Origin of the sequence: Pseudomonas simiae (assembly GCF_900111895.1) — a bacterium.
Classification (GTDB): domain Bacteria; phylum Pseudomonadota; class Gammaproteobacteria; order Pseudomonadales; family Pseudomonadaceae; genus Aquipseudomonas; species Aquipseudomonas simiae.
In genome coordinates this window covers 735,808-757,868 of the sequence record NZ_FOKB01000001.1, presented here as the reverse complement: position 1 = coordinate 757,868, position 22,061 = coordinate 735,808, and the positions used below count along the sequence as shown (strand labels likewise).

Annotated in this window: 21 protein-coding genes; 7 read left to right on the top strand and 14 right to left on the bottom strand. The window is 59.3% G+C overall.

What is annotated here, in order from left to right:
* Positions 1–36: 36 nt before the first annotated feature.
* Positions 37–612: a TetR/AcrR family transcriptional regulator gene (locus BMZ57_RS03680; RefSeq protein ID WP_085989253.1), complete on the top strand. Its 576-nt coding sequence runs from the start codon at positions 37–39 to the stop codon at positions 610–612.
* A 55-nt stretch (positions 613–667) separates the two neighbouring features.
* On the opposite strand, the gene BMZ57_RS03675 is transcribed toward BMZ57_RS03680, so the two are convergent.
* Positions 668–1,150: an Lrp/AsnC family transcriptional regulator gene (locus BMZ57_RS03675; protein WP_010209139.1), complete on the bottom strand. Its 483-nt coding sequence runs from the start codon at positions 1,148–1,150 to the stop codon at positions 668–670.
* Between the two features lie 184 nt (positions 1,151–1,334).
* On the opposite strand from BMZ57_RS03675, the gene BMZ57_RS03670 reads away from it, so the two are divergent.
* A complete protein-coding gene (locus BMZ57_RS03670; protein WP_010209137.1) occupies positions 1,335–2,375 on the top strand; it encodes a zinc-dependent alcohol dehydrogenase family protein in 1,041 nt (346 codons plus the stop codon).
* Between the two features lie 136 nt (positions 2,376–2,511).
* On the opposite strand, the gene BMZ57_RS03665 is transcribed toward BMZ57_RS03670, so the two are convergent.
* The 4 genes from BMZ57_RS03665 to BMZ57_RS03650 all read right to left on the bottom strand — a co-directional run bounded on the left by BMZ57_RS03665 (position 2,512) and on the right by BMZ57_RS03650 (position 9,011).
* Positions 2,512–3,213 (bottom strand): MlaA family lipoprotein, encoded by a 702-nt coding sequence (locus BMZ57_RS03665; RefSeq protein ID WP_050544792.1) that lies wholly within the window; start codon positions 3,211–3,213, stop codon positions 2,512–2,514.
* Between the two features lie 85 nt (positions 3,214–3,298).
* A complete protein-coding gene (locus BMZ57_RS03660) occupies positions 3,299–4,693 on the bottom strand; it encodes an efflux transporter outer membrane subunit (protein WP_010209133.1) in 1,395 nt (464 codons plus the stop codon).
* Positions 4,690–7,824 carry an efflux RND transporter permease subunit gene (locus BMZ57_RS03655; protein ID WP_069672483.1) on the bottom strand — a complete coding sequence of 1,045 codons (3,135 nt, stop codon included), beginning with the start codon at positions 7,822–7,824 and terminating at the stop codon, positions 4,690–4,692. Before BMZ57_RS03655 ends, BMZ57_RS03660 begins: the two co-directional genes overlap by 4 nt.
* 2 nt (positions 7,825–7,826) lie before the next feature.
* Positions 7,827–9,011, bottom strand: coding sequence for an efflux RND transporter periplasmic adaptor subunit (locus BMZ57_RS03650; RefSeq protein ID WP_010209130.1), 1,185 nt, complete (start codon positions 9,009–9,011; stop codon positions 7,827–7,829).
* A gap of 144 nt (positions 9,012–9,155) precedes the next feature.
* Here BMZ57_RS03650 and baeS point away from each other — a divergent pair, with 144 nt between their 5' ends.
* From baeS to BMZ57_RS03630, 5 genes are all read left to right on the top strand, one after another.
* A complete protein-coding gene (gene baeS, locus BMZ57_RS03645; RefSeq protein ID WP_010209129.1) occupies positions 9,156–10,541 on the top strand; it encodes a sensor histidine kinase efflux regulator BaeS in 1,386 nt (461 codons plus the stop codon).
* Between the two features lie 3 nt (positions 10,542–10,544).
* Positions 10,545–11,228, top strand: a complete 684-nt coding sequence (locus BMZ57_RS03640; protein ID WP_010209128.1) for a response regulator — start codon at positions 10,545–10,547, stop codon at positions 11,226–11,228.
* A 72-nt stretch (positions 11,229–11,300) separates the two neighbouring features.
* The gene (locus BMZ57_RS29450) at positions 11,301–11,456 is read left to right on the top strand and encodes a hypothetical protein (protein ID WP_156046228.1); all 156 of its coding nucleotides are present in this window, start codon (positions 11,301–11,303) and stop codon (positions 11,454–11,456) included.
* Positions 11,457–11,719: 263 nt separating this feature from the next.
* Positions 11,720–12,082, top strand: a complete 363-nt coding sequence (locus tag BMZ57_RS03635) for a hypothetical protein (RefSeq protein ID WP_044287462.1) — start codon at positions 11,720–11,722, stop codon at positions 12,080–12,082.
* A 27-nt stretch (positions 12,083–12,109) separates the two neighbouring features.
* Complete coding sequence (locus tag BMZ57_RS03630) at positions 12,110–12,790, top strand: SOS response-associated peptidase family protein (protein WP_044288141.1); 681 nt, start codon at positions 12,110–12,112, stop codon at positions 12,788–12,790.
* On the opposite strand, the gene BMZ57_RS03625 is transcribed toward BMZ57_RS03630, so the two are convergent.
* From BMZ57_RS03625 to BMZ57_RS03580, 9 genes are all read right to left on the bottom strand, one after another.
* The gene (locus BMZ57_RS03625; RefSeq protein WP_021491117.1) at positions 12,787–13,581 is read right to left on the bottom strand and encodes a DNA adenine methylase; all 795 of its coding nucleotides are present in this window, start codon (positions 13,579–13,581) and stop codon (positions 12,787–12,789) included. The two genes, BMZ57_RS03630 and BMZ57_RS03625, sit on opposite strands and share 4 nt — an antisense overlap.
* Before the next feature lie 67 nt (positions 13,582–13,648).
* Positions 13,649–14,167: a lysis system spanin subunit gene (locus BMZ57_RS03620; RefSeq protein WP_021491118.1), complete on the bottom strand. Its 519-nt coding sequence runs from the start codon at positions 14,165–14,167 to the stop codon at positions 13,649–13,651.
* Positions 14,164–14,697, bottom strand: a complete 534-nt coding sequence (locus BMZ57_RS03615; RefSeq protein ID WP_044287463.1) for a glycoside hydrolase family 19 protein — start codon at positions 14,695–14,697, stop codon at positions 14,164–14,166. Before BMZ57_RS03615 ends, BMZ57_RS03620 begins: the two co-directional genes overlap by 4 nt.
* A 54-nt stretch (positions 14,698–14,751) precedes the next feature.
* Positions 14,752–14,955, bottom strand: coding sequence for a hypothetical protein (locus BMZ57_RS03610; protein ID WP_139136436.1), 204 nt, complete (start codon positions 14,953–14,955; stop codon positions 14,752–14,754).
* Complete coding sequence (locus BMZ57_RS29055; protein WP_139136435.1) at positions 14,942–15,322, bottom strand: hypothetical protein; 381 nt, start codon at positions 15,320–15,322, stop codon at positions 14,942–14,944. Before BMZ57_RS29055 ends, BMZ57_RS03610 begins: the two co-directional genes overlap by 14 nt.
* Complete coding sequence (locus tag BMZ57_RS29700) at positions 15,322–16,362, bottom strand: pyocin knob domain-containing protein (RefSeq protein ID WP_052806514.1); 1,041 nt, start codon at positions 16,360–16,362, stop codon at positions 15,322–15,324. The genes BMZ57_RS29055 and BMZ57_RS29700 overlap by 1 nt, the downstream gene beginning before the upstream one ends.
* Before the next feature lie 1,024 nt (positions 16,363–17,386).
* A complete protein-coding gene (locus BMZ57_RS03590; RefSeq protein WP_069672482.1) occupies positions 17,387–20,950 on the bottom strand; it encodes a TipJ family phage tail tip protein in 3,564 nt (1,187 codons plus the stop codon).
* Positions 20,951–21,008: 58 nt separating this feature from the next.
* Positions 21,009–21,620 (bottom strand): tail assembly protein, encoded by a 612-nt coding sequence (locus tag BMZ57_RS03585; RefSeq protein ID WP_042572027.1) that lies wholly within the window; start codon positions 21,618–21,620, stop codon positions 21,009–21,011.
* 61 nt (positions 21,621–21,681) lie between these two features.
* Positions 21,682–22,032, bottom strand: a complete 351-nt coding sequence (locus BMZ57_RS03580; RefSeq protein ID WP_042572026.1) for a hypothetical protein — start codon at positions 22,030–22,032, stop codon at positions 21,682–21,684.
* Positions 22,033–22,061: the final 29 nt, after the last annotated feature.

Here is a 22,061-nt window from a genome sequence, read left to right as displayed (position 1 = left end):
CGGCCGTCGGGTGTGGCTGCGTGTGCGCAACACAGCGTGCGCACTGTGCTAAGCCGCTCTGAATTCCAGCGCAGAGCCCTGGAGTTGTTCCAGCAGCGCAGTTTCAGTCAGGTCAGCATGCGTGAACTGGCGGCGCATATCGGCATCACTCCGGGGGCGATTTATCACCATGTAGAAAGCAAGGAAGCACTGCTTTTCGAGTGGCTGATGGAGCTGTATCAGACGTTGTTGTCGCACGTTGAGCTGATCAAAAAACGAAGATTGACGCCCGCGCAACGTCTGACAAAACTGATCGAAGGCCACCTTCGATTGCATGAACACATGGCCGGGCAGTTTAAGTTGGCCGTCATGGACACCGGCTGCCTGAACGCGCCGATGGAAGAAAGTGTACGGCGATTGAGGGAGGCTTATGAGTCGGAAATACTGAGCTTGGTCGGGCAGCTATGCCATCAGCCTGGTGGCCCCTTGCGCGAAGGCGCACTGCAGGCAATCGTGCCCATGCTGAACAGCCTGCCTGCATGGCTGAGCCCCAGGATGGAGAAAGCCCAGCGTCGGGTCATCGCCCAGGCCATCGTCAATGCTGTCGTCCAGGCGATAAAGGCCCTGCCTTGAACCAGGTAGCGCCTGGGCGCCTGATGATCAGGCCGTCGCCCTGATTCAAAGGTCCTCAGATGCTCAGGAGTTCGGCCACGGGAAAACGATGGGTGGTCTTCATTTCTCGCAGTGACAGGTTCGACCGGATACTCAATACACCCGGCAGCTTCCTCAGCACTTTTTCAACGAATCGGCTGTAGCTGTCCAAATCTCTCGCGACCACTTGAAGTAAAAAATCCGCCTCGCCCGTTGTGTTGTGACAACTGAGTACCTGCGGCGCCGACGCTATGATTTTCTCAAACTTTTCCGTGGCTTCTTCACTGTGATCACTGCAGGAAATCTGCACGAAAGCCATCACCCCCAGGCCCAGTTTTCTGCGATTCAGGATGGCTTGATACCCCTCGATCACGCCGCACTCCTCCAGGCGTTTCTGTTTACGCCAACACGATGCTTCACTGAGGGAAAGTTGCTCCGCCAACTTGACATTCGAGAGTCGCCCATCTCGCTGCAGTCGCTCCGATATCGCAATATCCACCTTATCCAAACGCTCAAACATGGTTGATCCTTTCAATTATGTGCCGGATAACGGAGATTAATTTCATTTATCGCCCACTATCAACTGGAATCTGAAAAGCAATTTCAAGGCATTCGCACATAATGGATCAGCGTTGATTCGAGCCGCCCCGCGCAAGAAATCGAACGAATACAACGTCGTGTCTATCCGAGCAGAGGTGATTTTCATGAAAGCAGTTGTCTACGAAGCCTTTTCCCAACCGCCGCGCTTGATGAACGTCGAAGACCCGACGCCGGAGCGTCACGGCGTGGTCGTACAGGTGCGGGGCACCGGCGTCTGCCGCAGCGACTGGCACGGCTGGAAGGGGCATGATCCGGACATCCAACTGCCGCATGTTCCCGGGCATGAGCTTGCCGGCATCGTGACGGAAGTTGGCAGGGACATCACCCGGTGGAAGGTCGGCGACCGTGTAACGGTGCCCTTTGTCGGCGGGTGTGGCGCGTGTCCCGAGTGCAACAGCGGTAACCAGCAAGTCTGCAATACGCAGTTTCAACCGGGCTTCACTCATTGGGGGTCGTTTGCGCAATTCGTCGGTATACACCAGGCCGACCTGAACCTCGTCGCACTCCCGCAGAACATGGACTTCGCCACTGCTGCGAGCCTGGGCTGCCGCTTCGCCACGTCATTCCGCGCCGTCGTTGACCAAGGCAAGGTCAGCGCCGGACAGTGGGTCGCGGTGCATGGCTGCGGAGGTGTGGGCCTGTCCGCCGTGATGATCGCCCAGGCCCTTGGCGCGAATGTCATCGCCATCGATATTTCGCCGGAAAAACTCGAACTGGCACGCACGCTCGGCGCCGTTGCCACCCTGAACGCACACAGCGTGGCGGACGTCACCGAAGCCGTGCTGGAAATCACCCAGGGGGGCGCCCACGTATCGCTGGACGCATTGGGCCATCCCACCACCTGCTTCAACTCCATCAACAACCTGCGCCGTCGAGGCAAGCACGTCCAGGTAGGCCTGATGCTCGCCGACCACGCACAGCCGGCGATCCCCATGAGCAAGGTCATCGCGCACGAGCTTGAGATCTACGGCAGCCACGGCATGCAAGCACATCGTTATGACGCCATGATCCAGATGATCACCAGCGGAAAACTGGCACCGGAAAAACTCGTGGGTAAAACCATCAGCCTGGAGCAGTCCATCGACGCGTTGATGAACATGGATCGTTTCGAGACCGCTGGCGTAACCGTCGTGACCGAATTTTAGATCGCACAGGACGCAGCCGTACAACCGGCAGTGCTGGAGTAAGCGCAACGTTAGTGTTGCGTTCCAACTGGAGAGTGACGAACGATATTGATCTTCTGTGCCGAGCGGGTTGGGGAAGAGCACGCAGGGGCGCCGGTCAGAAGTCATCCTTTACGTTTGCGCCGTTGATCTTGAACGCTCGGTTTTGCAGATAGGCACTGCGAATAAACGTGTATTTATCGCCCGTCATGAGCTTTTCAGATGCCAGATATTGAGCACGCCCGTCGATCACGCCCACGCTGTACAGGCTATTACGCGTAGGCACGTCGCCCATGTAGCGAACCGGATTGGCGTAGGCATCGGGAAGGATGGCCGGTGCATCGCGCAGTGTGCTGGGCCCCAGGAACGGCAGCACCAGGTAAGGCCCGCTATTGACCCCCCAGTAACCGAGGGTTTGCCCGAAATCCTCGTCACTGCGCTGCAGCCCCATGGGGGTCGCGACGTCGATCAACCCCACCAGGCCAATCGTGCTGTTGAGCAAAAAGCGGCTTGTGTCGACGCCAGCGCTGTGGAACTTCACCTGGAGGACATCGTTAGCCAGGTTTTTGACCTCCCCGAGGTTGTTGAACACATTATGAATGCCGTCCTGGACAACACCGGGCGTGATGAGTTGATAGCCCTGGGCGAGGGGTTTCAGTGCATAGGTATCCAGTACGTCATTGAATGCGAAGATCGGTCGGTTAACACCTTCCCATGGGTCCGCGTCGGAATTCGCAAGACACAGCGGTGACATCATGATGAAACAGGCGCAGCCCAGCACCTGGACGCAACCGCTTAAAGTGGAACGAAAAGCACACATGTTGATTCCCCGTTGAATGAACTAGCCGATTTAATCCGCGCAAGCCGTTCCATTGCTGCGGTGATGTGTGCATGTGCCAGCGCCGTTAATTCCAACCGCCACCCAGCACTTTGTACAACGTGATGCGGTTACTCTGCTCGGTCAGGCGCAGCGTGATCAGGTCCTGTTGTGCGCTGTAGAGCGAGCGTTGCGCATCCAGGGCTTCGAGGTAGCTTTGGGAGCCGCCCCGATACAAGGCATCCGAGAGTTCGAAGCTTTTGCGGCTGGCGTCGGTCAGCGCCTGTTGCGCGGCAATACGGCGATCCAGGGTGCTGCGCACCGCCAGTGCGTCGGCCACTTCGCGGAATGCGGTTTGCAGGGTTTGCTGATAGGTCTGCAACTGGATCTCGCGTTCGACCTTAGCCGAATCCAGGGTTGCGCGGTTACTGCCCCCGTCAAAAATCGGCACGCTGATGCTCGGGGCAAAGGTCCAGGCGCCGCTGCCGGACTTGAACAGGCCGGCCAATGCCGAGCTGGAAGAGCCGGCGTTGGCGGTCAGGCTGATGCTCGGGTAAAACGCCGCACGGGCCGCGCCAATATCGATGTTGGCGGACTTGAGCGTATGCTCGGCCGAGAGCACGTCCGGGCGTTGTTGCAACAGGCTGGAGGGCAGGCCTGCTGGAATATCCACCAGCACTGCCGCCGACTCCAGGCGCGTGCCCGGCAAGAGGGCCTCGGGCAGATCGCTGCCCACCAACAGGCGCAAAGCATTGCGGTCCTGCAGGATCTGGCTCTCATAGGACGCTACATCGCCCCGTGCCGATTCGACGGTGGTCTGGGCTTGCGCCACCGACAACGCGGAAGAGCCACCCAAGGCGTAGCTGCGCTGGGTCAGGTCGTAGGTGGCCAACTGGCTGGTCAGGGTTTCCTGGGCCAGCAGCAGCCGTTCGTTGTCGGCGGCCAAGGTCAGCCAGGCGGTGGCAACTTCCGCCACCAGGCTGATTTGCGTGCTGCGCCGGGTTTCCGTCAACGCCAAGTAGTCTTCCAGCGCCTCATCGCGCAGGTTGCGAACCCTGCCAAACACGTCCAGTTCATAGCTGCTCAGCCCCAACTGAGCGCTGTAGTCGTGTGTGGTGACTGCCGTGCCGGTGTTGGACAACGACCCCGGCGTACGGCTATGGGTGCCGCTGACGCCCGCGTCGACGGTAGGAAACAGGTCAGCGCGCTTGATGCGGTACTGCGCCTGGGCCTTTTCGACGTTGAGGCTGGCCAGGCGCAGGTCGCGGTTATTGGCCAGCGCCAATTGCTGCAACTGCGCCAGGCGGCGGTCGGTAAAAAATTGCTGCCACTTGATATCAGCCCCAACCTTTCCTTTGGGCAGGTTGGCCGCCGGCAACCATTGCTCGGAGACGGGGGCCTCAGGGCGCTCGTACTGCGGCGCCAGGTTGACGCAGCCGCCCAGGGCCATGGCGGCCAGCAGAGGCCAGTGTGACTTGATCATGCATCACCTGTCGGGGCAGATTGATTAGCGCTGCGCACGCGGCCGAAACGACCGCGGATCAGCACGAAAAACAACGGTACAAAGAAGATCCCCAGCACTGTGGCGCTGAACATACCGCCCAGTACTCCCGTACCAATGGCCTGGCGTCCGGCGGAGCCTGCACCGGTGCTCAAGGCCAGCGGCAATACGCCGAACATGAAGGCCAGGGAGGTCATCAGGATCGGCCGCAGGCGTTGGCGCACCGCGACCAGCGTCGCGTCGATCACGCTGCTGCCCTGCTCTTGCAAGTGCTTGGCAAACTCAACGATCAGGATCGCGTTTTTTGCGGCCAGGCCCACGGTGGTCAACAGCCCGACCTGGAAATACACGTCGTTGCTCAGCCCGGCGACACGGGTCGCCAGCACTGCACCGATGACCCCCAGGGGCACGACCAGGATCACCGAAAACGGCACCGACCAACTCTCGTAGAGCGCGGCCAGGCACAGGAATACAAACAACACGGAAATGCCGTAGAGCAGCGGCGCCTGGGACCTGGACAAGCGCAGCTGATAGGACTGCCCGGTCCACTCGTAGCCAATACCCTGGGGCAACTGCCGGACAATGGCCTCCACGGCGGCCATCGCATCGCCGGAGCTCACCCCTGGCGCCGGATCGCCAACGATCTCCAGGGAGGCGTTACCGTTGTAGCGTTCCAGCAGCGGCGAGCCGTAGCCCCAGGTGCTGCTGGCAAAGGACGAGAACGGCACCATTTCATTGTTACTGTTGCGCACAAACCAATGATCAAGGTCCGCAGCCTGCATGCGCGAGGATGCCTGGCCCTGTACATAGACCTTTTTCACCCGGCCCTGGTTGAGAAAGTCGTTTACATAAGTGCCGCCTAAGGCCGTCGCAAGGGTGCTGTTGATATCGCTGGTACTCAGGCTCAGGGCCCCGGCCTTGCGGTCGTCAATGCTGACCTTGAGCTGCGGTGCATCGTCCAGGCCGTTGCTGCGCACGCCCAGCAAGCGGGCGTCTTTCCTGGCCAACTCAAGGAACTGTTCGCGGGCGGCCACCAACGCATCATGGCCCAGGCCACCGAGGTCCTTGAGCTGCAGGTCGAACCCCGAGCTCTGGCCCAGGCCACGCACGGTCGGCGGCTGCATGACGAACGCATCGGCATCGCCGATGCTGGACAGTGCCAGGGTCGCCCGCTGGGCAATCGCGGCTGCACCCTGACCAGAGCCACCGCGTTCGGACCAATCCTTGAGGCGGATAAACGCCCGTGCGGTGTTCTGGCTGTTACCGCCCATGCCTAAGCCGCTGATGCTGATCATCGCTTCGACCTCGGGCTGTTGCAGGATGTAGTCCTCGAACTGCTTGATCACCGCCTGTGTGCGGCTGTCCGTCGCGCCGACCGGCAACTGGATCTGTGCCAGCAGAATCCCTTGGTCCTCGTCCGGCAGAAACGAAGTGGCCAGGCTGACATAACCCACCGCCATGACCACCAGCACCAGCCCATACAGCAGCAGGCTGCGCCCCCAACGCCGCAACACCACGCCCACCCAGCGCTCATAACCGGCGCTGGCGCGCTCGAAGGTGCGGTTGAACCAGCCAAAGAACCCATGCTGAGCGCCATGCCCCTTGCCATTGCGCGCTTTGAGCAACGTCGCGCACAGCGCGGGTGTCAGGGTCATCGCCACCAACACTGAGAGGACCATGGCCGAGACGATGGTCACGGAGAACTGCCGATAGATGATCCCGGTGGAACCACCGAAAAACGCCATAGGGATAAATACCGCACTCAGCACCAGGGTGATCCCGACCAGTGCGCCACTGATTTCACGCATCGATTGACGCGTAGCCGCCACGGGCGACAGCCCTTCGCCCATCAGCCGCTCCACGTTTTCCACCACCACGATGGCATCGTCTACAAGCAAGCCGATCGCCAGGACCATGGCAAACATGGTCAAGGTATTGATCGAGTAGCCGAACAGCGCCAACACGCCGAACGTGCCGAGCAGTACCACCGGCACGGTAATCGCCGGGATCAGCGTTGCACGCAGGCTCTGCAGGAACAGGAACATGATCAACACCACCAGCACGATGGCCTCCCCCAGGGCCTTGACCACCTCTTCGATGGACAGGCTGACAAAGGGCGTGGTGTCGTAGGCGATCACATTTTTCAGCTGCATTTCCGTCGGGTAGAAGGGCTCCATCTCCTTGAGCTTGGCCTTGACCGCCTTGCCGACGTTCAGCGCGTTGGCGCCGGCGGCCAACTGCACGCCCATGGCCGCCGCAGGCTTGCCGTTGAGGGCGGTGCTGATGTCGTAGCTTTCACTGCCCAGTTCCAGGGTCGCGACATCGCCCAGCAGTACCACGGCACCGTCGCTGTTGGACTTGACCACGACCTTGCGAAACTCGTCCACGGTCTGCAGTTTGCTGCGGGCGCTGATCGTAGCGTTCAGTTGCTGCCCCTTGATCGCGGGCAAGGCGCCGAGCTGTCCAGCCGAGACTTCGGTGTTCTGCGCTTCCAGGGCGCTGCTGATGTCCGATGGCATCAACGCATATTTTTCCAGCAAGGCGGGGTCCAGCCAGATGCGCATGGCGTAGCCCGAGCCCAACGTCTGCACATCGCCGACGCCGTCTATTCGGCTGATGGAATCGAGCAAGGTGGTGGAAATGTAATCACCTATCTGAGTGCCGGTGACGCTGGGGTCGTCCGATGCCAGGGCGACAATCATCAAGAAGTCCGAACCGCCCTTGGTCACGGTCAGGCCTTCGCTTTGTACCGACTGCGGCAGCCTCGACTCGGCTTGTTGCAGCTTGTTCTGCACCTGCATCTGGGCGACGTCCGGGTCGGTGCCGGCAGTAAAGGTCAAACTGATGCTGGCACTGCCTGCCGAACTGCTGGTGGCCGACATATAGGTCAGGTTATCCAGGCCTTTCATCTGCTGTTCGATGACCTGGGTCACCGAGTCTTCGACGGTCTTGGCCGAGGCCCCGGTGTAGGTGGCAGAAATTTTCACCGTGGGTGGTGCAATATCCGGGTATTGCTCCAACGGCAACTGGCTGATGGACAGGCTGCCACCGAGCATGATCACGATGGCAATGACCCAGGCGAAAATCGGTCGATCAATAAAAAAGTGCGCCACGCTCAACCCTCCTTCGCTGGGGTGCGGGGTGTGGCCGCCTGAGCATTGGCTTCCTGCACTTGGACCGCGGCACCGGCACGGACTTTTTGTCCGCCTTCGACAATCAACTGGTCACCTGCCTGCAGACCTGCCGTAACCCACCACTGATTCCCCACCGCCCGATCGATGGTCAGCTCACGTTGTTCGACCTTGCCGTCAACCACCAGCAACGCGGTGGTCACGCCACTGGCGCTGCGGTTCACAGCTTTTTGCGGAACCAGAATGGCTTGCTCGTTGCGAGCCTGTTCGAGCACCGCGCGGACATACATGCCCGGTAGCAGCAGGTGATCCGGGTTGGCGAACTCCGCACGCAGGGTGACCGTGCCCGTCCCCTCGTTGACACTGACACCACTGACCTTGAGCCGCCCCTGCTGGTTGTAGGCACTGCCATCGTCCAGCTTCAGGCTGACCCGTGCCTGGCCATCGCCGTTGGACTGCAATGCGCCGCTGGCCAGGTCACGCTTGAGCTTGAGCAATTCGGTGGTCGATTGAGTCACGTCCACATAGATCGGATCGAGTTGCTGCACCGTGGTCAAAGCGCTGTCCTGATTGGCCACCACCAGCGCCCCAGGGGTCACGGTCGAGGTTTCGATGCGCCCGCCGACCGGAGAGGTAATACGGGTGTAAGCCAGGTTGATCCGCGCGGTCTGAACGTCGGCCTCGGCGCCCTGCACGTCGGCGGCGGCCGTCAGCAAGGTCGCCTGGGCGTCTTCGTTATCTTGCTGGCTGATGGCATTGATCTTCACCAGTTCGGCGTCGCGCCTGGCGGTGGCCTGCGCCGATTTAAGCGTGGCGCGGTACTTGGCCAGGCTAGCCTCGGCCTGCGCCAGCGCGGCGGTGTAGGACGCTGCATCCAATTGGTACAACGCTTGCCCAACCTTGACATCCGCCCCCTCGACAAACAGTCGACGCTGGACGATACCGCCAACCTGAGGACGAATCTGCGCCACCATGAAGGCCTGGGTGCGCCCCGCCAGCTCAGTGGTCAGCACCTGGCTCTGGGGTTTTATGCTGATGACCGAGACTTTGGGGGTGACCGCCTCAGGAGGTGGCTCGCCACCGGAGCAGCCGCCCAGCATGGCCAGAACGATCAAGGACAGGAAAACTGCGGCGGTTACCAGGTATTTGGCGATTACTTTCGTGGACATAGCAGCCTCTGCGACACGGAATGGCTTGAGTCAGCGCCATCCTGCGAGGCAAATGTGCAGGAAAATTGAAGATTGCCCAGCCGGGTTGAATCTATCCCTCACTAGGGCCTAAATGGTCCCACCTATTTTTAACGGCCCATCTGCATGAAGTTCAGTATCTCCACCAAACTGTTTATTGCGGTACTGGCCGGTGTGTTGTTGGTCATCCTGAGCATGGGCCTGGCGACGAGCTGGAGTTTTGGACGCGGCTTTCTCGGGTACCTCAATGAGCAGGCACTGGAGCGCATGGCGCCCGTGCTGCCACGTCTGGCCAGTGCTTACGCGCGTGAGGGCAATTGGGAGTTCCTGCGTAACCAGCCGGATCGCTGGTTTGAGATCATGCGGCCCGAACTCGGCGCAGACCCGGCGAAGAACGACTTGCGCTCGCCCATGGCTTCGGACCTGACGGGCGCCCTGTTTCGGATCGCCCTGCTGGATAAATATAAAAAGCGCGTGAACGGCTACCCGGACATCGGCACGGACGCCCTGCTACGCCCGATTGTGGTGGCCGATGAAACCGTGGGCTGGCTGGCCGTGACCCCGTTCCAGAGCGTGACCGAAGCCGGCGGCGAACGATTCCAGCAATACCAGTTACGCACCAGCCTGGTCATGGGCGCCTTCTCACTGCTGCTGGCGATGCTGATTGCCTGGTGGATCGCCCGCACGCTGCTGGAGCCAGTCAAGCGGGTGGCTGCGGCAACACATCGCCTGGCCAGCGGCGACTTCAGCAGCCGGGTGGCAGTGAGTTCCAATGACGAAGTCGGCCAATTGGCCCGTGACTTCAACCAACTCGCCTACACCCTGGAGCGCAATGAGCAGATGCGCCGCGAATTCATGGCCGATGTGTCCCACGAACTGCGTACCCCGCTGTCGGTCTTGCGCGGCGAGCTGGAGGCTATCGAGGATGGCGTACGCACCCTCGACCCAGGCTCGATGCAGTCCTTGCAGGGCGAAGTGAGCATGCTCAGCAAGCTGGTGGATGACCTGTATGAACTGTCCCTGGCGGATGTTGGGGCGCTGACCTACCGCAAGAGCGCCTGCGCACTGGAGCCACTGCTGCGCGCCAGTGTGTCGATGTTCCAGGAGCGCTTGAACGCGCGCCACCTGCGCCTCGAACTGGATTTGCCAGCACCGCCCGTGGAACTGTTGGCCGATGCCGGTCGCTTGCAGCAACTGTTCTCCAATCTGTTGGAAAATGCGGTGCGCTACACCGACCCGAATGGGCTAATACGTATCCGCGTCGCCCTGGATCGCGCTGACGTATGCATCGACATCCTCGACTCCGGCCCTGGTGTGTCGGCCGAGCAATTGCCGCGCCTGTTCGAGCGCTTCTATCGCGGCGAATCCTCGCGCAACCGTGCCAGTGGCGGGGCCGGCCTGGGGCTCGCGATCTGCCACAGCATCGCCCTCGCCCACGGCGGCAGCCTCAGCGCCGCTCACTCCCCCCTCGGTGGCCTTTGGCTGAGCCTGCGCCTCCCACGGAATACCTGACCCATGAGCGAAGAACGCCCGATCCTGATCGTTGAAGACGAACCGAAACTGGCCGCATTGCTGCAGGATTACTTGGCCGCAGCGGGCTACCCGACCCTGTGCCTGGACAATGGCCTTCAGGTGGTACCGACCGTGCGCGCCCGCCCCCCTCGCCTGATTTTGCTCGACCTGATGCTGCCAGGGCGCGACGGCATGCAAGTGTGCCAGGACCTGCGCGGTTTCAGTGCCGTGCCGATCATCATGATCACCGCCCGCGTCGAAGAAGTGGACCGCCTGCTGGGCCTGGACCTGGGCGCCGACGACTACATCTGCAAGCCCTTCAGCCCCCGGGAGGTAGTTGCCAGGGTCAAGGCCATCCTGCGCCGTGGCCCCCAATTGCTGAGCAACACCCCACCGCGACTGCTGATCGACGAAGCCCAGTACCGCGCATCACTCGACGGCGTCGCTTTGGACCTCACGCCTCTGGAGTTACGCCTGCTGAGCACTTTTGCACGCTCCGCCGGCCGGGTATTTTCCCGCGACCAACTGCTCGACAAGCTCTACTCCGACCACCGCGTGGTCACCGACCGTACGGTAGACAGTCATATCCGCAACCTACGGCGCAAGCTGGAGCAGGCGTGCCCAGGGGAAACACCCATCGAGTCATTGTACGGCGTGGGCTATCGGTTTCAGTTGTCCAACGCCTGAGGGCTTGAAGGGACAAGGCTGATTCGAAGAGAAAGCCCAACCGACTGCCCCGCTGGCCGACGACAAAAAGACATGAATCGGTTGGAAATTTTCAGAGCAATTGCCAGAGCTGAAGGTGGCAACCCGACTGAGCAGAACACAGCCCTTGAGCCGAATACCAGCGACATCACCAGGCAGTTTCGCGCGGGCACAAAAAAGCCGATCTATCTGATCGGCTTAAGTGTCTGATTTTACTCAGGAATAATGGTCGGGACGGAGTGATTCGAACACTCGACCCCTAGCACCCCATGCACGCAGTACCTCTGTAAGACCTTGTTAAGTGGCTGTTTTTATTGGCGCTCGCTGCAATCGAATGCCTACAAGAGCTTACGAGTGCGTGAGAGAGTCACGCAAATGTCACGCACCCTCCCCTGGCGTCCTGCCGACGAACACCACTCCCCAATCCGCAACACCTCGATTACTGTACGCACATACAGTATCGGATAAGCACCATGAACGACATCGACGAAGACACCTCTGAGTGGCTTGGCTGCCCCACGCCCCTGGAAATGTACCAACACCAGTGCGCCCTGCTCGAGGACGAGCTCATCCAAACCGAGGCGATGCTGCGAAAGGCCCGGGCCAATGTGGCCGGCTTGGTGCAGATGAATGACCTGCTCGCCACTGGCAAGGCTTCGGCGGAGGCTGCGCTAAGAAGGGCCCTTGATCAAATTGCGGCGATGAGCAATGAGCCTTCTGACAACGGAAGCTTTCGCCCCATCGATCTCATTACCAGCCAGCGAGACCACCTGCTCAGGGAAAATCAACGATTGCTGGGCGAGATTCGTCAAGCTCAATCCTCCAGCGCAAGCTAGGCTGAAATGACGGCGGGAGGGAAGATCATGTGTGGAAGGCTTTCACAGTATCGAGGAATCCACGATTTTGTCGCGGCTCTGAGCATGCCCAATGCCCTGGCTAACTCCGTGGGAGATCAGCCAATTGAGCGCTACAACGTTGCACCGACAACCGCAGTTGCGCTGCTGCACATGCAGGGGGACATGCTCCATGCGGATCCCGTTCGCTGGGGTTGGCGACCGCATTGGGCGAAAGATCGTGCAGCACCAATCAATGCACGCGTGGAGAAAGTCGCCCACGGCCCGTTCTTTCGGGCTATCTGGCCGCACCGGGCGATCACGCCAATCGATAACTGGTTTGAATGGGTGGATGAAGGCGGGGCAAAGAAGCAGCCCTACCTGATCCGCCGGCGGGATGGTGAACCTATATTCTGTGCCGCAATCGGTCAGCTACCGGATGCTGATGAAGGCCCAGGTGAGCATGACGGCTTCGTCATCATTACCGCCGACAGCGCCGGCGGCATGGTGGACATCCACGATCGGCGGCCCGTGGTGCTTACACCCGATCTAGCCCTGGAATGGTTGGACCCGACCACGCCCAAGGAGCGCGCCGAGCAGATGGTGCTGCACCAGGGCGAGCCAGCCGAGGCCTTCGAATGGTTCAAGGTCGATACGGCCGTGGGTAACGTCCGGAACAAGGGGCCCCACCTGATACAGCCTGTACCCTAAAACAGCCCACCGAGGTCAGAGGGTTTCCAATTCATGATCACAAGCTCGCCGCTGATCTCGGCTTTTCCCTGGCGCTGATTGGTGGTGCTGTAGCGGATGTCCAGCGTTTCAAAGTGAAACCCCTCAAATACCCGCCGGATATCAGGGTGGTCGTTGATACTCACCATGACCTTGCCTTTGCAGCGGCGCATGAAGTCGGCCATCCGCTCATAGTTTTCGAACGGAAAGTCCACCCCGTAGCCCGCGGTCTGCCAGTACGGCGGGTCCATATAGTGGAAAGTGTGGGGGCGGTCGTAGCGCTCAGCGCATTCAAGCCATCCCAAGTTTTCGACATAGGTTCCAGAAAGGCGCTGCCAGGCTGCGGAAAGGTTCTCTTCAATCCGCAACAGATTGATAGCCGGCCCCGTTGTGGCTGTGCCGAAAGTCTGGCCGCTGACCTTCCCGGCAAAGGCATGGTGCTGCAGGTAGAAAAATCGCGCAGCCCGCTGAATATCGGTAAGAGTTTCCGGCCGAGTCATCTTCTGCCACTCAAATACCTGCCTGGAACTGAGCGCCCATTTGAACTGGCGCACGAATTCCTCCAGGTGGTTTTGCACCACCCGATACAACGTCACCAGGTCGCCATTGATATCGTTGAGGACTTCAACTGGTGCAGCCTGGGGCCGCATGAAGTAGAGCGCCGCGCCGCCAGCGAAAACCTCAACATAGCATTCATGCGGAGGGAATAGAGGAATCAGACGGTCGGCCAGGCGGCGCTTGCCACCCATCCATGGAACGATTGGGTTTGTCATTTTTGCAATCCTTTGCAAGGTGAGTGTTCATTTTGGGTCGTGTTAATTTTGCGATCTGGAGTGTTGATCAGGGCCTAATGGTTCTGACGTACGACTGGCAAGCCCTCAACGCGATCAGTCCTTGGTCGCCGGCGTCGGTGATGGCGATAATTCGTTGAGCATGCGCTGGGTCAAGTTGGGCTCGACGGGCTGCATGAACCACGCCGACGGCGCCGGGGGTGGTAGGCACGTTGCAGTCACTGGCTGAATCCGTGGCGTCGAGAAGGACTGACAGCCGTACATCAGCAGTGGCAAGGCGATCGCGCAGAGCAGCTTGCTTGCGTTGTTCATTGGAAAGCTCCAGGGAGTGTTGTTGGTCTGCGGCGGCCGCTCTCTGTTCTGCGGCCAGGCGCTTGTCCTGCTCAGTTCTGGTCTGGGCGGCGGCGGCACTGCTGATCGCCGCCAGGTCGTCCTTGTGCAGGCCGGCCTGCTCGGAAAGCTTCTCGCCCATCCGCCAGTCCTGCACCTGCCAGGTGACGCCGGCGGCGGTCGCCATTAGCACCAGGATCAGCACCACCAAACCGGCCAGCTTCTGTACCGGCGTCATGCCAGCACCTTTTTCGCCCGCTCCCACAACTGCAAGCGATCTTCCAGGCCGTTGAGACCGCCATTAATGCGGCGGGTGATCTTCGTGAACTCCCCCTGATCCGCCAGCGTGTTCAGCCCCTTGGTGGACCAGAACCAGGCCGCAGACATCGCCGCGTGCTGGGGCAGCTCGAGCAGCTCGGGCCTGTTGATCAGGTCCAGGCCCAGGGCTTCCCCGCATGCGGCATAGTTGGCTCTCCCGGTGATCTGGATCAGTCCGCGCCCACGGTACTTCGAGCCGTCACCCTTAACGGTGTTTCCCAGATCGACACGGCCTTCGTACGTGAGTTGCTGCGCAGTGGGCCCCCAAATCTCGCGCACGTAGCGTAGTTGGCCGGATTCGTGCCCAACCTGGGCGATGAATGCAGCAGCGCGCGCGGTGCCCACGATGCCATAGCGGTTCATGGCCGTGTTCAGGGCAGGAACAAAAACGCCGGCTTGGTGGCCGGCGTTCGGGAGGATCTGCAGCAACTGCTGCTCAGTGATCGGCATGCTTTTCTCCAGACGAAAAAAAACCGCTCTAGGCGGTGTCGGTGTTTTTTTGGATCAAGCCGATGTCGGTGGTCCGAGACGATTTATAGTATCCCTGGCATTGGCTCGCGCCTGCTTAATGTCGTCGGGTATCGGCGTGCCATCTTCAAGTAAGGCGAAGGCATGCCAATTGGTTTCGTTCAGGTATGCGCGCGCCTGGTCCAGGCTGATTTGATCAGATTCGTCCTGCGCGGTTTTGATCGGCTCAAGCTTGCTCAAGTCCACCATTTTCTGATACCTCAAATATTTCCGGATGTTGTACAGGTCGGGGGGTTGCCGGCGACGTGTCGGGAAACTTCACAGGCCCACTGCGAGCATCAATTACAATAGGCTCTGCTGGGTTTCGAAACTCCTCCGGGCTATCCCAAGCCACTGGAAGACGTAAAGTTAGGTGAAGTGTTTTTCCTATCCGCTCAACGTAGTCAGACTCGACAAAAAACCTATTGCCGACCGCGCTACCCGGAAGCCGAAAACCCGACGGAATACCGGATAGATCAATGGCCTCCCCATTGATAGTGATGATGTCACCACTAATCGAGGCCTCTAAATGCCCGTCCATTAAGCAGGCCCACAGCTTAATTTTCATTATTTCCACCTACCAAAAAGGGCTATGTTCCCCGAAAAAGATTGAGCTGAGGTGCCGTTGGCACAAAACAGGTACGCAGTCGTCCCAGGGGCCTGGGTGTTCCGTATGGCAAAATCATTGCCAACTGATGGGTAAAGGGTGCCAACCAATGTTACGAACCCGACGGGAAAACTGACGGGAATTGAAACGCTAACTACAAATTGAGTGTTAGCCGCAATAATTGCAGTTGTGGGCACCGGCCCTTGAACAATCATTTGACCGTTTGCATACTTGAATACGGTGAATCCACTAACCGCAGTCATGGACATGAGTCCGCCGGCAGTTTGCGGATCAAGAACTGATGATGTGGCTCCGTAAACCTGATCCCAGGCACTCCAGGTTCCGGTTGACTGGAAGCGCTCAAAGTACGCATTTGTGTTGAAACTCTTGAATACCTGGCGGCAATAACCAGCTGAGGGGTGCGTGAGGACAATCATGTAACCCAAGTTTGTAGGGGTATTTGCGTTTCCTCCGTTTGAGAATATATATACCCCGGACGTTATTAATGAATTTGCATCTACGCTTGATGGCTGAACCAGCCCGCCACCGCCGTTAAATCCAGCATGTCCGACCGCTAGCAAGCGACCCGATGTAGCGTCAGATGAACTTATGGCGACATTAGCTGATATAGCCGTCCCTACCGCTGTTCTTCCGGTTCCACCCTTTGTCTCTGGCAGGATGTCATAGTTACCCGTCGTGCCCAGCGCAGCCAGCTTAGCCCCAAATTGGTTATTCAGGTTGTTGAAGGCATCCGACAGCATCTTGTCGTAGCCCTGCACGGGCATAATAGCGTAGGCCGCACCGCTTACGGTCGGTCCTTTGTAAGCAGGCAGAATAGAGATAACAGTGGAGCTTGCGACGTTGGCCAGCTCGTATGTCGCACCATCAGGACCAACGAACGAATCCCCAATCCTGCTGCTGGCTGCGAAATCTACGTTCGTGCCTATGACTGTGCTGCTGCCGTTCTGTACGGCGACTGTTCCGGCTCTTTGCCAAACCATAGTTTTCTCCAGGCAATAAAAAACCGCTCTAGGCGGCATAGGTGGTTGGCATTAATTCAGCTTATTGGCTTTGCAAATACAACTGGTATGAAGAAAGACGTGGAGTTGGCTACCCCGACCACCCACATCAATAATCTGTTTGATCCATAGTCCCAAGTGCAATACAGTTTTGCGGCGCGCGTGCTTGCTCCGGCTACGTCCATGCCTATGTTATTGATGAGCATGAAGTCACCCGTATCTAAAGGACTAGTTGCCGTCCAATTGCTACGCGTGGTCCCCTGGCCGGTAGAGCTAGAGCCGAGATAGGTCCACGCTGAAATAGTCCGAGTGAACTGGGCGCAGGGGGTGCCACTGTCAAAAAGCAACTTTGTCGATCCGTCCCATATCCTGATCCCATAAGTTGCGGTAGGGGTTGAGCTATAGGCAGCAACAAAAAAGTTTCCCGCTCCTCCACCAAGAAACGAAAACCCAGTCCAGTTTCCCGGGCTTCCGGCGATCGTGGCGTAGCTGAACGTAGTGGTGGCGTCCGGCCTTACGAATACCAGTGGCGGCTCCGCGCTGGTTATAGGTGCGCTAAATGACGCGCCCCCTTGGTACCTCCCCCGCTGCAAAACCACTAACCGCGAGAACTCGGAATCAAGTGTCACTACATCATTGTTATTAGTGAACTGTACGCCATAGCTCATCTATCGATACCTCATAACTAAAAGTCTTTGAGGACCAATCCCAACTGTTCCACTCGGCTGCGCACGGTTTCCGAACCAAACAATGACGCCCCCATCGTAAACCTGTGGCTCATATTGAATGGCAGATAGGTTTTGCGCATTTGGATCTTGAGGGTAGGCCCCGATTGGAATGCATACAGCTGAGTGCGTTGCGGGAGAAACTCCAGCAATTGGAATTGTTTGAGACCGATTCCCGCCGGTAACGAAAGCCACAACAGCCGAATACACCACCCTCACAGTAAACGAGGTCTCATCCAGTTCAAGGGCACCAGTGGGGCCCCAGATTCTTATCCCGAAACTCATGCGGACAGATCTCCCCACTGGTAGCGTTTCACGCCGTTTTCATCGAAGACTTTGCCGCCTCTGTTATTGATCACCTGGCGCGCCTGCCCACCGAATGCGCCGTTGATTTCAAAGGTACCATCGAAGAACAACTTCCAGCCGCTGGTGCCTTCCACGTAGTTATTCGACTCGATGTAGTTGCCGATCTTGGCGTTGGTGATCGTGCCGTCCTGGATGAAAGCGGACCGGATGAAGGTCTGTCCACCAGACACCGAGAACGGAGACACCGGTGTGCCATTGGTCAGGTTCAAAAGCATGAACGTGTCAGCCCTGACGACGAACTGCGAAGAAACACCGGACGGGTCAACCTGCAGGCCCAGGCCGAACGATGCGGCATACTTCTGGCCGCCAGCCGTGGTCTCCATCTTCACCGACCAGATTGTCGACAGCTTGTTGTTGGTGTCGGCAAGGGCTGACGTTGTCTGCTGAATCACTGCTTTGTTGTCCGCCACCTCCGCGCTGACCTGAGCTATTTGCTGTGCCGAGGCCTGCTTGTTGTTGGCTACCGTGCTTTCCAGCAAGGTGACGTTCGCAGCGTTCTGGTTGACCTTGGCGTCAAGGATCGTGGTTCGCTCGGCGCTGGCCTCCGTTTCTGACGCCCTGACCTTGCTCTCCTGAACGATCGCGGCCGTGCTGGCCCAACCTTTCAGCGCGTCAGCCTTCGCTCCGTTCCCGCTGTCATCACGCGCCGCAGCCCGCAGGACGTTGGTGGTGCTGGCCTGGGCGGTGACCACGCCGTCGAACTTGGTAATGTCGGCGGTGTTGGTGGAGACCTGCTGTGCCAAGCCATTGGCCGTCTCAATCGATTGACCTACATCCAGCCAATAGGTGGTGTTCGGTGGAGGGTTGTTGACCGGCACCTCTACTTTCGCCTGGTAGATTCGATCCCCTGCCACCACCATCTGCCCTTTCAGGTAGACCTGACCCGAAACGTATGCACCGAGCCCGTCCAGTGCGTCGATCTGGGCTTGCAAGTCCGGGATCTTCTCGATGTCGCTGAGCAGGTCCTGGCCAAGCTCGGTTTTGCTGATCTTGCCGGCAAGCATCCCAAGGATCGGACCAGCATCCGAGCTGGCCTGGCCCACCACACCGTCTACCACCGGATAGAACGGCCCGACGTTGCCGGTCCGGTCCACCAGGCGCGCCCAGAAGAACAAGGTTGCGCCCGCCAGAAGCGACTGCATCCGGTAATCGGCCTGCGGGTAAGCCAGGTCGGCCAGCTTGGTCGCCGCTCCCAGGTCGTTCGCGGGGCCATACCACAGCTCGGTGCGCTGGGTATCCTCGGCGCCGGCGGGGAAGCCCCACTTGATGCCGATACCGAACAGTTCGCTGGTGGTGGACAGGAATGCCACCGCCGGCGGCAAGCCGACCTTCCCTTCCAGGCTGGTCAGATTGGAGCTCTTCCAGATCGAAGAGATCTTGAAGGCGCTCACCGAGCGAACGCGGGCCAGGTAGGCGCCCGAGTAAATGCCGGTGACGTCCACGCTTGTCGCGCCTGTGCGCTGCAGCTTGATCCAGTTGCCGCTATCCTTGCGCCACTCCACGTCATACGCGACAGCGCCCGCCACAGCCGGCCATGAGATGTTCATGGTGCTGATTGCCAAGCCCTGATCCACGGAGTAGTTCGACGTGATGTCGACGCTTGCCGGTGCCGGTACGACAGTGATGGGCACAACACTGATTGGCCGCTCTTCCAGCCGGGCGCCGGTGTCGATGTGATCGAACTTGCTCGGGTCGTACTGCACAGCAGAGATTTCGAACACCCCAGGCTCCGGCCGCGCCACGCTCACAACGCGATAAAGCGGGATGGCCAGGTCGTCAGCGTCCAGCGCCCACACCAGTTCGCGCTCAGGCGGCACGGAGTAGGCAACGGTCACGGTGACCTGGCGCCCACTGACCAATTGCACGGTGCGGCCCTCGCACTTGCCGTCGGGCAGATTGAGGATCAGCCGGTCGCCGGGCTTGGCCTGGGTATCGCGGTCCAGGGTGATGACCTTGCCGTTCACCGCCGAGATACGCCCGCCCACCGGCCGGCCGGCCAGCAGTTCGTCTGCGATGGGGATCACGTATCCAGGCAGCGGGATGCGCCCGTCGAGGCCGACCTTGAAGGTAACCGCCCGATCCTTGGAGTTCGTGAGCAGCGCCCACTTGCCCCGGCGCTGGGCCTCAGATTCGCGGGTGCAGCCAATAGCGCTTATCTCCAGCGGGTTGTCGCCGTAGCGCCGCTGCAACTTGGCATCGGTCACAGCTGTGACGTCGGTGTCGAAGTTGTTCCCCGGGTTGTCGTAGCTGATCAGTGCCCTGGTGTAGCGCGTGCGCTCCGATGCGCTTGAGTAGGTGAACTTGCCGTCGATGACGTTCGCCCGGGTATAGGCGAAGTCGAAGTCAGTAGCCCGTGGCATGTCCGCCAGAGTGAAGACCTGGCCCTGGGCCCAGTAAGTCATGCCCCGGTAGATCGTGGAGATGTCACGCAGCAGAGACCAGGCGTCAGCCTTGCTCTGCAGGTTCAAGTTGCAGATGAAACGAGGCTCCTGGCCACCCTTCCCGTCCGGTACCAATTGGTCGCAATACTGCGAGATGCGATACAGCTCCCACTTGTCCACCATCCACGGCTTGATGCGACGGCCAAGGCCGAAGCGGTCTGCGGTGGTGATGTCGTAGGTCATCCAAACCGCATTATCGGTCCAGGCCTGTTTGAATGTGCCGTCCCAAACACCCGAGTAGGTGCGTGACACCGGGTCATAGTTGCTCGGCACCTGCATCTTCTTCAGCTTGGTCTCGACGGTCACCGCTGGGATGCTGCGAAACTGTTCGGCTGAAAACTCGATGTAGAGCAACGCAGTATTTGGGTAGCGGATCTTCGCGTCGATCACCTCCGTGAAGCCGGCGATCTGCATGGTGTCGGAGATTTTGTTGTTGTTCTGGTTGGGCGTCAGGCGAGTGATGCGCATCAGCCAGCCGGTGGTTGCCTTAGGCAAATCGATTCGGCGGGTGCGCTCGTAAAGACTGGTGGTCTTTCCAGACACGGCCTCATTCAGAACCTCCTGATAAGCGCCGCCATCAGTAGCCAGCTCGACCTTGTAGCCGATCGCGTAACCGTTAATGTTGCCACTGGCATCTACCGACTGGAGCGCCGGCCAGGCGAAACGCACGCGCACAGCCGAAAGCTGGGTATTGGTGATGGCCCGAACCCATGGCGTCCCGCTGCGCAGTTCGGTACTGATCGTGGTCTCGTTCTCGATCGAAGGGATGCCCTGGATATAGCTCTGGTCCACGGCACCGGTGCGCCACTCCCACTTCACGTTCGGGAAGTTCATGTTGCCCTGGGGGTCTTGCAGTGGGGTGTTGTCGAGATAGATGTCCTTCGCGGTAGGCGTTCCTTCGAACTCACCTTCCCCTACAGCAATCAGCATCTTGGCGATAGCAACAGAGCGAAGGCTGTCCGGCGCCTCGGTTGGGTTTTTTGGCTTCTCGGAGCCGCCCTTGGCACCGTAGATGTCGAGCTTCTGTGCTGCGCCCATGCGTTTCTCCAGGCAATAAAAAACCGGCTCATGGCCGGCTGTGGTGGTGCGGGTTTCGTTACATCTGATCTTCTGCGTAGATAGCGGCGCTGATGATCGCTCCGCCTACCCGGCGCTTTCCGTAGCAGAGCGGGACCGGATTACCCGACGCCGTGGTGTTCTTGGCACTGCCGAAGGCATAACCGGGAGTGTTCTCTGGTGCCGCGCTGGTCTTCAGGCCGCCAGCTTGGGGGCTGAGCATTTGGATAACACCGCCCAGCACCATCGATCCGCCCATCATGATCAGAGCTGAACCGAAAGGTGCGCCGGCGCCGAAGGTGCCACCGGTGATGACAAGGCCGACAACAATCAACACAGCGCCGATGATGGTCTGCAACGCCCCGCCGCGCTTACTGCCGGTGACGATCGGGGCAATTCGAATATCGCCGCCACCCGCAAACCCAAGCTCCTTTTCTGCCAGGTTCGTCTTTCCTCGGAATATGGCAAATTCAATCCCCCGTGATTTGGCGTTCGATAGGAAACGTTCAAATCCGGGGATCTGCACACACAGCGCCTTGATCGCCTCTGCTGGTGAATTCACAGACATGCGGAAGGACCGGCCAAACTGTCGAAGTTGACCGTAGAGCAAGATCGTGGTCATGGGCTGATAATTTATAGCGAGTGCTGCCATTAACTTTTCTCCGGGCAATAAAAAGGCCCGCCGAAGCGAGCCTTTGGTGAAGTGGTGCTGACTATAGGCAGCCCTGCAGCGCAGCCAATCGCTTATTCGCAATCCAGTTTCCGACCACCACGTAATACTTCGCTTCGGCCCCCGAGCCTTTAGGCTGGATGTCAACGAAGTACTGGGATCCCTCGGTGAACACGGTGTAACCCGTATCGCGGCCAGGCTGAAGAGTTGCGCCAGGCGTGCCGCCGAAGATCGACTGGTTCTGCCATTCGTACTGGACGCATTTAGCCAGCGCAGCGTCCGTTTTTTTGGAAGTGAGAACCTTGTACGGGCCAGATTGGCGAGCCTCGTTCATGGTTGGCGCCATACACCCCGCCAACATCGCCACCGCTACCGCCGCTATCAAAATCCGCATGTCGTTCCCTCTTTGGTTTGGCGGGACTG